At 35.1% G+C, this 13,268-nt stretch carries 8 protein-coding genes; 3 read left to right on the top strand and 5 right to left on the bottom strand.

From position 1 onward, the window contains the following. Window positions 1-108: 108 nt before the first annotated feature. Window positions 109-2,667, top strand: a complete 2,559-nt coding sequence (locus ACONDI_RS09620; RefSeq protein WP_241078327.1) for an ATP-dependent Clp protease ATP-binding subunit — start codon at window positions 109-111, stop codon at window positions 2,665-2,667. A gap of 83 nt (window positions 2,668-2,750) precedes the next feature. Here the strand turns inward: ACONDI_RS09620 and ACONDI_RS09615 are convergent, their stop codons facing one another. Next, entirely contained in the window at window positions 2,751-4,850 is a 2,100-nt protein-coding gene (locus ACONDI_RS09615) for a hybrid sensor histidine kinase/response regulator (RefSeq protein WP_241078326.1), read from the bottom strand. Between the two features lie 569 nt (window positions 4,851-5,419). Further along, window positions 5,420-6,769, bottom strand: coding sequence for an aminotransferase (locus ACONDI_RS09610; RefSeq protein ID WP_241078325.1), 1,350 nt, complete (start codon window positions 6,767-6,769; stop codon window positions 5,420-5,422). 291 nt (window positions 6,770-7,060) lie between these two features. On the opposite strand from ACONDI_RS09610, the gene acs reads away from it, so the two are divergent. Then, a complete protein-coding gene (gene acs, locus ACONDI_RS09605) occupies window positions 7,061-9,172 on the top strand; it encodes an acetate--CoA ligase alpha subunit (RefSeq protein WP_241078324.1) in 2,112 nt (703 codons plus the stop codon). Between the two features lie 70 nt (window positions 9,173-9,242). After that, entirely contained in the window at window positions 9,243-10,307 is a 1,065-nt protein-coding gene (locus ACONDI_RS09600; RefSeq protein ID WP_241078323.1) for a phosphotransacetylase family protein, read from the top strand. A 151-nt stretch (window positions 10,308-10,458) separates the two neighbouring features. Here ACONDI_RS09600 and ACONDI_RS09595 read toward each other — a convergent pair whose 3' ends face one another. The 3 genes from ACONDI_RS09595 to ACONDI_RS09585 all read right to left on the bottom strand — a co-directional run bounded on the left by ACONDI_RS09595 (window position 10,459) and on the right by ACONDI_RS09585 (window position 13,159). Continuing rightward, complete coding sequence (locus ACONDI_RS09595; protein WP_241078322.1) at window positions 10,459-12,360, bottom strand: aldehyde ferredoxin oxidoreductase family protein; 1,902 nt, start codon at window positions 12,358-12,360, stop codon at window positions 10,459-10,461. A gap of 66 nt (window positions 12,361-12,426) precedes the next feature. Further along, on the bottom strand, window positions 12,427-12,846 hold the full coding sequence (locus ACONDI_RS09590) for a DUF2752 domain-containing protein (protein ID WP_241078321.1): 420 nt from the start codon (window positions 12,844-12,846) through the stop codon (window positions 12,427-12,429). Then, window positions 12,824-13,159: a hypothetical protein gene (locus tag ACONDI_RS09585; RefSeq protein ID WP_241078320.1), complete on the bottom strand. Its 336-nt coding sequence runs from the start codon at window positions 13,157-13,159 to the stop codon at window positions 12,824-12,826. Before ACONDI_RS09585 ends, ACONDI_RS09590 begins: the two co-directional genes overlap by 23 nt. Between the last annotated feature and the right edge of the window lie 109 nt (window positions 13,160-13,268).

Genomic DNA, 13,268 nt, shown 5'->3' with positions numbered 1-13,268 from the left:
TTCTTATCTTTACTTTTATACGTTAATAGGGTATAATTTATTTAAATAGTCAAAGAAGGTCAAAACAGCTGGAGTTAATAGGGAAAATTAAAAAATGGGGTGGTAAAAATGAGTAAAAGGTTTACTAAAAAAGCGCAAAGAGTAATGACTTTATCCCTTGAAGAGGCCAAATCATTAAACAATGATTATATAGGAACAGAGCATGTATTGTTAGGGCTTTTACGTGAAAGTGACGGGGTTGGAGCGATAGCATTAAATAACCTTGGTGTATATATAGAAAATGTAAGAGGAGAGATTATAGAAGATTTTAACAAGATTAAAGATTATGATGAAGGAGAAAAACAGGGGTACTTCCCATATACAACAGGCGTAAAAACAGTAATTGAGCTTGCCTTAGAGGGAGCAAAGAAGATGGGTCACAATTATGTAGGTACTGAGCATCTGTTATTAGGGTTAATAATGGAAGGCGAGTTAGCAGAAAAAGACAAAGCTGACGAGGGTGTGGCCTCTGAGATACTTGGTAAGATGAATGTAAGTCTAGAGAGTGCGAGAGAGGAAGTTTTAAAGATTTTGAGCGGATTTGATGAAAGAGAAGCAGATGAATATCAAGAGAAAAACTTTGATATTAAAGAGGGGAAATTTAATAAATTTGGTGGTGAAAAATTTATGAAACAAAATCCAAATTCTGAAAAACAGTCAGTTTTAGATTCATTTGGGACTGATCTTACGAAATTAGCTATGGAAGACAAATTAGATCCAATTATTGGAAGGGAAAAAGAAATAGAAAGAGTGATCCAGGTCCTATCTAGAAGGACAAAAAATAATCCTTGTATAGTTGGAGAGCCTGGAGTTGGAAAGACGGCAATAGCAGAAGGTATTGCCAGAAAAATAGTTGAAGGTGATATACCGCAGATATTGGAAGGTAAAAGAATTGTAAGTTTGCAATTAGCATCAATAGTTGCGGGAACTAAATATCGTGGTGAATTTGAAGAAAGATTAAAAGGTATAGTTGATGAAGTGGTTAGTAATAAGAATATAATACTTTTCATCGATGAGCTTCACACTGTTATTGGTGCTGGTGGTGCAGAAGGAGCAATTGATGCTTCAAATATTCTAAAACCAGCTTTGGCCAGGGGAGAGCTTCAGTGCATTGGTGCAACTACTCTGGATGAATACAGGAAGAATATCGAAAGAGATTCGGCCCTTGAAAGACGTTTTCAACCGATAAAGATAGACGAGCCTACTAATTATGAAACGTTAGAAGTGTTAAAAGGTCTAAGAGATAGATATGAGGCTCACCATGAAGTAGAAATTACAGATGAAGCATTAGAAAATGCGGTTAAACTTTCTGATAGATATATAACCAGTAGATTTTTGCCTGATAAAGCTATTGATTTAATTGATGAAGCAGCAGCTGGAGTAAAATTATATTCCTTTGATTCTTCGAATTCAGAAAAAGAATTAGAAACCAAATTAGATCATATTAGAGATGAGAAAAGAGTAGCTGTAAATCATCAGGATTATGAAAAAGCAGCCGAATTAAGAGATGAGGAAATGAATATGATTGAACAACAGCAGAAGAATTTAGACAAACCTCTTCAGGTAGGTGGTGAGGATATAGCAAATGTGGTTTCTGACTGGACTGGTATACCAGTAAGTAGATTAACTAAAGAAGAAAGCGACAAACTTCTTGATATGGAAGTAACGCTACACAAACGTATCGTTGGCCAGGACGAAGCAGTAACAGCTGTATCAAATGCTATTAGAAGAGCTAGAGCAGGTCTAAAAAGCCCCAAAAGGCCGATTGGTTCTTTTGTATTCTTAGGACCTACCGGGGTAGGGAAATCAGAACTTGCAAAAGCGCTGGCAGAAGCACTTTTTGCAGACGAAAACGCCATTATTAGGTTAGATATGTCTGAATATATGGAACGTCATACGACATCTAAGCTTGTAGGTTCACCTCCGGGGTACATTGGACATGATGATGGAGGTCAATTAACTGAACAGGTGAGGAGACGCCCGTATTCGGTGATTTTGTTTGACGAAATAGAAAAAGCTCATCCAGAGGTATTTAATACATTGCTTCAAGTTTTAGAAGATGGAAGATTAACAGATTCTAAAGGTAGAGTTGTTGATTTTAAGAATACGGTGATCATAATGACTTCAAATGTTGGTGCAGAGAGGATTAATGAGGGGTCAAGTGTTAAAGGACTTGGATTTGCAACTGAGGAAGAAAATAAGCAGAATAATTACCAAAGCATGAAAAATCAAGTGGTTGAGGTCTTGAAAAATACTTTTAAACCAGAATTTTTGAACAGATTAGATGAGATAATTGTTTTTCATTCTTTAGAAAGAGAGCATTTAAAGATAATTATTGATTTGATGTTACAAGAGCTGGATAGAAGGATGAAAGAATTTGATATTAACCTAATGGTAACAAAAGAAGCAAAAGAATTATTAGCAGAAAAAGGCTATGATCCTGCTTATGGAGCAAGACCACTTAGAAGAGTTATTCAGAAATATCTAGAGGATACTTTATCAGAGAAAATTTTAAGTGGTGAAATAGTAGCGGGGGACGAAATAATTGTAGATGTAGATATAGTAGATTTAGAAGAAAAAGAATCTAAGGAGCTAACCTTTAATAAAAAAGAAAAAGTTGCAAAGTAATAAAGAAAAAAGTAAAAAAGTATAAGTTTGTGAGTTAATTTAGTTAAACAGCCCGGATTATTGATTTCGGGCTGTTTAACTGATTAATTTTTTATTTCCTTTTCTTTTTCCTGTTCTGATTTTTGTTCGGTGTCTAAAATTTCCTTAACTTCACTTATTCTAAAAGGTTTTTTTATTACTCCTTCGAAATTATAATCATAATAATTAGACATTACGTGGCTTTCGCTGTAACCGCTCATTATATAAGCTTTAACTTCTGAATTAATATCTTTTAATTCTTTTATTGTTTCTTTTCCTCCCTTTCCCCCAGGAATTGTCAAATCCAAAAACGCAATATCAAATGTTTGATCTCTATTTCTAGCTATATCTAATGCTTCTTCACCATCCTTTGCGCAGGCAACATCGTAACCATATCTGCTAAAAGTTTCATAGAGTGTTTCTCTTATCATAGCTTCATCGTCCATGATAAGAATACTGGCATTTCCATTTAGATCGAGAGAGTCTGTTTGTGTTTTGGCATTCTTTTCTAATTCTTCAAATGATGCAGCTTTTAGATAAATATTAAAAGTTGTACCAATACCTGGTTTGGAATCAACTGTGATGTAGCCACCATGTTTTAGTATTATTGAGTGACAGGAAGCTAGTCCCAAGCCACTGCCTTCATTTTTTGTAGTAAAATAAGGATCGAATATTTTGTCAAGATATTCTCTGGGTATTCCAATACCATCGTCTTTAATGGATATTTTTACATAATCACCACTATCTAATGGAAGTGAATTTTCATCATTGTTGATTGTTATATTTTCTGCTTCTATTTTTATTGTTCCACCTTCTGGCATAGCTTGTTTAGCATTAATCATAATGTTATTAATGACCTGATAGATTTGGCCTTCATCTGCTTTTATTGGGCGCAAATCATCTTCTGTTATTAATTCACAATTTACATTAGAGCCTGCTAGAACAAGGCTACAAGCTTCATTTAATAAATCTTTAATAGAGATGGCTTTCTTTACAGGGGAATCCCCTTTTGCAAAAGTTAATAATTGTTGGGTCAAACTTTTTGATTTGTCCAGGCTATTTTCTGCTTTTTCTAATAACTCAAATATGTAATTATCTTTTTGATCAGATATGTTTAGTTTTTCTTTTACTAAAGAAATATTACCTATGGCAACCATGAGTAGGTTGTTGAAATCATGGGCTATTCCCCCAGCTAATAGACCTATAGACTCCATTTTTTCCAGTTCTATGCGATAATTTTCCATTTCTTTTTTGTGAGTGATGTCAGAGGCTGTAATAATTAAATGGGTCGTTTTGTTGTTATTTACAATCGGAATAAATTTAGTATCATAGTACTTATCTAAGTGAAAGCATTCAAAACGTATCTCTTTACCTCCCTTTAAGGCTTCAAATGCTTTTTGCGTCCAGTTGTTTATTATATCTTGGCTTAAAATTTCATTAAGATATTTGCCGTGGATCTCGTTGCTTTTTAGATTAAATGAATTGATAAAATAGTGGTTTGCCTTGAGAATTTTAACTTTAAAATTTTCTTCGACTTGGCATAGAACAGCTACATCAGAAGTTCCATTAAAAAGAATGTTGTATTTTTTTTCGCTTTCTTCTAAAGCTTTGTTCAAATTTATTAGGTCATCTCTGGCTTTTCTTTCCAGGTCAGTAAAACTGCCTGCTAACCAGGCGGTCAAAAACAAAATTCCAATAAAAATAATATAAATATCAAAAACATCTTGTCCATTCAAAAAATCATAATTAAAGAATAGTACATTTATACTAATTAATCCAGCAAAAGAAAGTGCGTAAAAAAGTCCGTGGGTTATTGAAATTGTAAGTAAAGGTAGTATGTAAAGGATCATAATAAGGGTATCTGCCTGTTCTTTCATGTTGATTATAAAAGTTACTAATAGAAAAAAGCCAATACTAAGGATTAAACTGTGCTTGGGTATTTTTTGATTATTCTTCAAAAAAGTACGATCAAAATAGATGATGGCTAATAAAAAAATTATATTTAAGATAATTAAAACTATGAAAATATTATTATCAAATTGCCCCCAAATTGCATGGGGCTCAATGTAGTTAATTATGGCCATCGAAACAAATATTAATGTGAAAAATTTAGTTACCATTATTATTTCTTGAACTTTTTTTAACCTATTTTTTTCCCAACTCATCCCTATCCCTGCCTTAATAAGTGTAGCTGGCTCCTTTAGTGATTTTAAGTACGAGTATTCAAACTAAAGTAAAAAACGTTATCCCTAGCGAGTCGGGTATGGAGTGTAAAATAAAAACAAAAAGGTTAATTTCCAAGTTAGCTTCTCTCCTGGTTCATAGATTAGAACAAATCTTGTTTTAATGCAATACTCTTTCTAAATTCTACATTATTTTAGAAATACCTTCATAAATACAACGGAGTAATATTAAAATGTCAAATTTAAAAAACAAAGTTATAATGAGAAAATAATATATAAGACAATAAAAAAGTGTAAAAAAACCTATTTTTCCAACTATAATAGGGATTGTTTTATTTGCTATTACAGTGTATAGTATATATTAGCAGTTGAACAACAGTTTGTGACTTTGAGGAGGGAAAAAAGATGACTAAGTTTAAAATAAGAATAGTTGTTGTTAGTAGTTTGGTTATCGGATTAGCTGTGGTTGGGTATATAGTTGGATAACATGATGAGATCATAAATATAAATATAGCAACATATATAGCAACAAACTAGATAAGCTCTCACTTTTATGAAGGAAAGTGAGAGCTTATAACATTTCTTAATATATCTACAATAAAATCAATATCTTTTTCAGAAATAATAAGTGGAGGGGCTAATGTCAGAATGTTATTATATTCGGCAATGGTATCTGAATTTTTACCTATTATTAGACCTTTGTCTTTACATTCTGCAATAATTTGCCCAACTTTTTCTTCCTTTAGAGGTTTTTTAGTCTTTTTGTCTTCGACCATTTCAATACCTGCTAGTAATCCTTTGCATCTAATATCTCCCACATTTTTATTATTAAGAAGGATTTGTAATTTTTTCTCAAGTATGTTGCCCATTTTTTTAGTATTATCTATTAAGTTTTCCTCTTCAATGATCTCCATATTTTTGACTGCAACTTTACAAGCAGCAGGGTGGCCGCCGTAAGTATTTACATGGCGAAAGTGTTCATAATCTCCCGGTTCTTTGAACTTATCAAAAATACTTCTCTTAACAGCTGTAACAGATAGAGGTAGGTAGGCGCTTGTTATTCCTTTTGCCATTGTGATAATATCCGGACTTACGTTGTACTGCATATACCCAAATCTGTTCCCCATCCTGCCAAAACCGCAAATTACTTCGTCTACGATAAAAAGTACCCCGTGGGCATTACAGATTTCTTCTACTTTTTTGAAATAATCATCTCTTGTTACTAAAATACCACCACCAGTTATAACTGGTTCCATGATAACTCCGGCAATAGTATTTTTATTCTCATATATAATGGTTTGCTCAAGGGCACTTACGCATTCTAGTTCACAGTTGGCTTTTTCTTTGTTAAATGGACACCTATAACAGTCAGGCGGAGGTATATGCAAAAAACCAGGGGCTAGCGGTTCATATTTGTACTTTCTATGGGACTGTCCTGTTGCTGCTAAAGATGCAAAAGAACTACCGTGATATGCCCTGTAGCGAGATATAAATTTGTAACGACCTGGATTATCATTTTGGTGATGATATTGTCTTGCTAATTTAAAAGCAGTTTCATTGGCTTCTGAGCCACTATTTGAAAAATAAAAAACATATTCATCATCAAGCCACTTATTTAACTTATCTGCTAGCTCAACTGCTGGCAGATGACTGTTTGTTAGCGCTGTATATGACATTTCTACCATCTGGTCATAGGTGCATCTTGCCATTTCTTCTCTTCCGTAGCCTATATTTACGCACCAAAGACCTGATAATCCGTCAACATAATGGTTATCCTTTTCATCAATTATATTAATGCCTTCTGCTTTTTTTACCAGTAGGGGTTCTTTGCCAGATCCGTATCTAAACATAGAATGCCAGATAAGATTTTTGTCTTTATCTAACCAGTTTTTGTCATTCATAAAGTATTTATTTCTCCCCTTTCGAGTTTTAGATGTATCTATTATTAACACTATAAATCATTTGAATAAACTTTTGCAGTAAAATTGTGATTTCAATCCCACTTTATTTTATAGTATTTTATTTATTCTTTCTAGTTTAAGATACAGGATGAAAATTTTCGAAATATTCTTTACCGCAAATTGTGAAGGGAATAACAAATCTTTCTAGAATTAAACATATAATAGCAATGTATAACGTAGATCAATTAGATAGATTATAGTTTTAATGGCTATTTTGAAAGGGTGAAAGTGATGGAACTTCTTAAAGATTTTTTTAAACCTAACTCTGTAGCTGTGGTTGGTGCTTCTGACAAAGAAGGAAAGATAGGAAACATAGTGTTAAAGAATATTATGGATTATGGGTTTGAGGGGGATGTTTATCCAGTTAATCCAGGCAAACAAGAGATTCTGGGTTTGAAGTCGTATTCATCTCTAAAAGAGATAGAAACCCCGCCGGAACTTGCTATTATTGTTGTGGCTTCAAATGCCGTTAACCTGGTAGCTAAAGAAGCAGTTGAGTGTGGGGTTAAGTACCTTATAGTTATTACTGCTGGCTTTAAAGAGGTTGGCAAGGAAGGAAAAGAAAGAGAAAAAGAATTTATCCAAATCACAAAAGAAACTGACATCAAAGTTCTTGGACCGAACTGCCTAGGGATAATGGATACACATACTCCTATTAATGCTTCTTTTGCAGGGGATTTCCCTAGTAAGGGTAATGTTGCATTTATATCTCAGAGTGGTGCTCTTTTGGTTTTTATCCTGGATTGGAGTCTTAATGTGAATATTGGTTTTTCGAGATTTGTTAGTCTTGGGAACAAAAGTGATTTGAACGAAGCTGACTTTATCTTGTCTATGGCAGAGGACGATAACACCAGTGTCGTACTGTGTTATCTAGAAGATGTTGTAGAAGGAGAAGCGTTTATTGACGCTGTCAAAAAGACAAGTAAGAAAAAACCGGTGATCATCCTGAAATCTGGTGCAAGTGAGTCAGGAGCTCAGGCTGCTTCATCTCATACCGGTGCTATGGCCGGCAACGATATGTCCTATGATGTTGCTTTTAGACAAAGTGGTGCCCTTAGAGCTCACAGCCTAGAAGAACTATTTGATCTGGCAGAAGCTTTTTCTAAGCATAATCTTCCAAAAGGGGACAGTGTGGCTGTTATAACCAACTCCGGGGGACCTGCTATAATAACAACTGATTGGATAGAAAAAGAGGGCTTAAAGATGGCCAAGTTTAGTAAGGATACAACCGACAAACTTCAAGAAGGACTGCCTTCTGAGGCGGGTATCTATAATCCTGTTGATGTTTTGGGTGATGCGACTTATGATAGGTTTGAGTTTGCAATAGACACAATTTTGCAGGATGAAGGAGTAGATAATTTGATCGTACTTCTTGGTCCATCAGAACTTGCAAGGCCATCTAAGCTCTCCCAGTTATTAGTAGAAAAACAGCAGATTTACAAAAATAAGCCTATATTTGCTTCTTTTATGGGTGGTGATTTTTTTGTTGAGGCAGAGCGAATCTTAAATGAAGGTGATATCCCCTGTTATACATTTCCTGAGAAAGCTGTAAAAGCTATCGGTGCAATGGTATCTTATGCTTCTTATAAGAAAAAAGAATGTAAGGATAAGCCCCTTTGTTATAGTGATGTAAAAAAAGATATCGTTAAGGCTAACCTGTATGATGCGTTCAAGGAGAATAGAAGGGTGCTATTGAGCAGTGAGGCTTTTTCTATTGTAGATGCTTATGGGATTCCGGCGGCGCCTATTAAGCTTGCCAGAAGTTCTAAAGAAGCTGTAGAGATAGCAGAAGAGATGGGATATCCCGTTGTATTGAAGGTTGCTTCGCCTAGCATTCAACACAAAACTGACTTTGGAGGTATTAAAGTTGGTCTTGAAAGTGCCGAGGAAGTAGAGAAAGGGTTTATAGATATTTTGGATAGAGTTCAAAAGTATTTCCCCGATTTGGCACTTCACGGTGTAGATGTACAAAAAATGGCCCCTGAAGGCAATGAAGTAATCGTAGGAATGAGCAAAGACTTGATTTTTGGACCTTTGATAGCTTTTGGCTTAGGTGGAATTTATGTAAACTTGATAGAGGATGTTTCATTTAGGCTAAGTAAGGGTTTGAGTGACGATGAGATTTGGGATATGATATTAGAGACAAAGGCTTATAAGATGCTTAGAGGTTTCAGAGGGTCGTCTCCATCAGATATTAGTGCAGTAAAAGATGTTATTGGAAGGTTAGCTGTGCTTTGTGAAGACTTTACGGAGATAACTGAGGTTGATTTGAATCCAGTGTTTGTTTACGAAGAAGGTGTGTTAGCTGTTGATGTCAAGATAACAGTTGAGTGGGATGATTGATAGTCAGAAAAAAGATTATGAGAAAAAAAATGGTTTGGAATTGAAATTTTGATAGTGAGAGGTGTTTGTCTTGAAAAAACTTTATGTTATGGGGGCATCTGGTAGTGGTAAAACCACTGTATCTTTGGGGCTTGCTATGCATTTGTGTTCAAAAGGATACAAGGTAAAATATTTTAAACCCATAGGTTATTCACCTTGGCCAACCCAAAAGGAAGATGAAGATGGACTGCTGTTAAAGGATGTGCTTCAAACTTCTTGTGATTTGAGTTCCATTGTACCTGTTAATGTAGGGCCTATGTATCTGTCGGGCAGAGAAAATAAGGAGGACTACAGAAAAGCTGTTTTTGAAGCTTTTGACAGAATCAAAAATGAAGATGATGCTGATGTTCTTATTGTGGGTGGCTCTACATCACCATATATCCTTGCTAGTCAGGGTCTTGACTGTATTTCGTTGGCATCTGAATTTGAAGCGTCTGTTTTACTTACAAGTGTTTTGAAAGATGATTTTAGCTTTGATCAGACTTTTTTCTTTAATAAACACTTGGAAGCTTTGGATATTCCTGTTTTAGGTAATATATTTAATAACACTCCTCTGGCTACTTATGAGAAAACAAAAGGAATACACAAGGTTAAGATGGAAGAAGAAGGGTATAATGTACTTGGGATAATACCTGCTATGTCTGAACTAACCTCCCCTACAGTTAATGAATGTTTGGATGTTCTAGGTGGAGAACTGTTAGTTGGCAAAGATAATCTTGATAAACGCGTAGAAGATATAGTTGTTGGAACAATGACGATAGAAAGCGGATTAAAGTATTTGAGGCGTTCTACCAATAAGGCCTTGATAATTGGCGGAGATAGAAGTGATCTTGCTCTTACAGCTCTTGAGACTAGTACTTCTGTATTGATCCTAACTGGTGGTCTATATCCAAACGTAAAAGTATTATCTCAAGCCGAAGAGAAAAATGTACCAGTTATATTGGTTCATTATGACACCTATACTACCGTCGAGAAACTGCATGATGTATCAACCAGGATAAAACCTGGCAATAAGGAAAGCATGGAGCTTGCTAGAGATAATATAAAAACGTATTGTGATCTGGATATACTGTGGGATTATCTAGGAGAAAATTAAAGACGATATGCAAATAATAGATTCTATAAATTTCAAGTGAGATTTTTGCCTTCTAACCATTTTCACTGGTATGAAGGCTTTTTTTGTTTCAAAGTGCATTAATGAAAAGTAACAGAGCTTGCTAATGACTTGGAAAATAAAGCCAGCAAGTTTAAGGTATAGATCTATATTTATAATATTCATCAAGGAGACTTTGAATTTTTGTTTTATCCAAAGGACTGTGTTTTAAAGGGCTGTGTGATGAGTTATAAGATTTTAGGCTTTCGTTATAAAACCGGGAGGGGAATACATAATCAGCTGTACTAGCGGGCTTAGAACCTTCCCGGTAATTAAATTCTAGCTGTAATTTGTAAATTGTATCGGCTGCTTGATAAATAGATTCCTCTGTAAAATCGTCTCCATGAAAAGCATTCATAGCACGGGCATAAAAATCTGGCCCTAAAGAACGAAGGATTGGTGGTCTTATACAAAAGCCAACTGAATTGATAATGGTTATAAGATTTTCTGCATATACTGTCATGGCAGGAATATCAACTCCAGTGGGAGGAGTTCCAAATATTTTATCTTTTAATTTTTTTGGCATATCAAGTTCATTTTCAATATGTTCTCTGGTAACTCCTAGTTCTTCAGTTTTGTAATCTATTAGTCCTTTTTTTAGGTTTTCGACGGGGGAGCGGGCCCTTAGATGATCTCCGCCCCGGGTGCTTGTAAGATAACCAAGGGACCAAACATCCATTTTGGCTCTAGGGTCTCTGCCGGGAAGCTCTACTCCTTTTACATGATAAGCAAACTTCTCAGTCTCAGGATATTTTTGACAGGCCCTTTTGACACCTTCAGCTAGCAAATCTCCAATTCCTTCTCTTTTGCCTATCATATTAATTAAATTCCAGATACTGTTATAATCTCCCCATTCAGGAGTGAAATTTATATTTACATTCTTGAAATGCCCTGCTTTAAAAGAGGTTATAAAATATGCTACACTTCCTGCGCTAGATACAACATCCATCCCATATCTATCACATAGCTCAACGCACTTGAGTATTTCAGGGATTTCTTTTAGGCCAAGCTTAGCCCCAAATTCCATAGCAAAAGTTATTTCCATACCTTTATTACCTTTAATCTCTTTAGATTGATAATCTGTGGTGGGGTTGTTGAGTTCCTTTTCTGTTACTTTTGTCAAGTGAGCACAAGCAACAGGACAAGAATGACAGGCTAAGTCTTTTTCTTTGTACTTAGTGTCATATATTTTCCTGCCAAGATGATTACTCCAATCTTCTATAGAACCACTGTCAAAATTATAGCCAGGCAAGGCACCTATATCATTAAAGGGGTCTGAAGTTATCATACTTCCGTATTTTCTAGTGGGTCCAAAAGTCGGTTCATTTTTTATTCTTCTGTGCGCTTCTTTTTTTAGTTCTTTTAAGTTAGCTGGGTGCTTGGCTTCAGGCGTATTATTGCCGCGCACTATAACAGCCTTCAAATTTTTACTGCCCATTACGGCCCCCATTCCAGTCCTTCCCCAACTAGCGTGATAGTCATTTTGGATGGAGGCATATCTTATTTGATTTTCCCCTGCTGGCCCAATAATGGCTATACTAAAGTCTTTTCCATGCTTTTTTTTGAGCTTATCGGTTCCTTCGTAGGTATCAAAACCCCAGACATCTTTGGCATCTTCAAGATAAACTTTTTCGTTATCTATTACTAGGTATATAGGTGTTTTTGATTTTTCCTTAATAAGAACATGGTCTATTCCAGCACAGTGGAGGTTATAGCCCCACTTGCTTCCGGCATTAGCAGTGCCAAAAAGTCCGCTTAGAGGAGACTTGGCAGTCACTTCTGTCCTGCAGGCGGTGGGCAGCTTACTGCCAACAAGAGAACCAGCTCCAAAGATTAGGACATTACCAGGGGATAGAGGGTCATCATTAGGTGATACAAGATCATAAAGAAGCTTTGTATTTATCCCAAGTCCCCCTATGTATTTTTTTCTTGAAGATTCAATATTCTTTTTTTGAATACTTTTTGTCTTAAGATTTATCTCCAGTAAGGTAGTCAAAAGAATTCACCTTTCCTATAAAAATTCGATATAATTCTGGTGCAAAAAGTCATATTGTACCAAAATCTATATATTTCGAAAAACAGTAAAAATCACCATCAGAGCTATCCAGAAAAAGATAAACTTTGTGTTTATTCTCAGATTAGCAAGAGTATCTCCCGATAAGACATAGTAAGTGCTTTTGAAACCATAATACATTAGTACAGGATATGATAATATTACAAAAAAATTACTCTTTAGTGCTTGTAAGAGGTCTCCATTTAACAAGGCTGCAGTAGCAGTAGTCCCGCCGCAGGTTGGACATAATAACCCTGTACTGCTTCTTATATTACATGTGTCATACCAGGGAAAAGTCATTGTATTAGTTACGTATAATACCGCAATGATAAACATAGTGAAAAACAAAAATACAAGAAAAAACTCTAAAACTCTGACTAGATTTAAATTTTTTAGTTTTATATCTTTATAGCCCTTCAAGGATTGCAATAAAACCCACTCCTACTATTGCTAAGAACCATATCAAGATTGCAACAGCTCCAAGGATAATTCCAGCTAGGCCGTACTGCTGATCATTTTTGTGCGCTATTATACCTGTTACTATCGCTATTATTGCCAGTATAATGTCGATAAATGGACAGCAAAAAGAGGTTACAAGGGCCAGTATACCGGTGACAAGGGCGACTATTCCGAGAGAGTTGTCTTCTCTTTTTTCCACGACTACTTCTCTAACTATTTCTTTTTGTGGGGCGTCTTCGTTATTAGAAGTATTGTTATTTGAATTTTGGTTATCATCTGTCATATTTTTCACTCCTATTTTTCCTAAAATTTTATTCTTTATATTTAAATACAATGAATAATGTTGGAATTCCTTCTAAAAGGTAGAAATTTTAACTTTTAGTAAAATAAAA

This window comes from Natranaerofaba carboxydovora (assembly GCF_022539405.1).
Lineage (GTDB): Bacteria > Bacillota > Natranaerobiia > Natranaerobiales > Natranaerofabaceae > Natranaerofaba > Natranaerofaba carboxydovora.
The sequence above is the reverse complement of the archived record's forward strand: the minus strand, read 5'-3'. Positions and strand labels throughout refer to the sequence as shown.

Coding starts and splice junctions, on each gene's coding strand:
- ACONDI_RS09615 (WP_241078326.1), bottom strand. CDS start 4,850: ATGAGTTGGGAAAAAAATAGGTTAAAAAAAGTTCAAGAAATAATAATG.
- acs (WP_241078324.1), top strand. CDS start 7,061: ATGGAACTTCTTAAAGATTTTTTTAAACCTAACTCTGTAGCTGTGGTT.
- ACONDI_RS09620 (WP_241078327.1), top strand. CDS start 109: ATGAGTAAAAGGTTTACTAAAAAAGCGCAAAGAGTAATGACTTTATCC.
- ACONDI_RS09610 (WP_241078325.1), bottom strand. CDS start 6,769: ATGAATGACAAAAACTGGTTAGATAAAGACAAAAATCTTATCTGGCAT.
- ACONDI_RS09585 (WP_241078320.1), bottom strand. CDS start 13,159: ATGACAGATGATAACCAAAATTCAAATAACAATACTTCTAATAACGAA.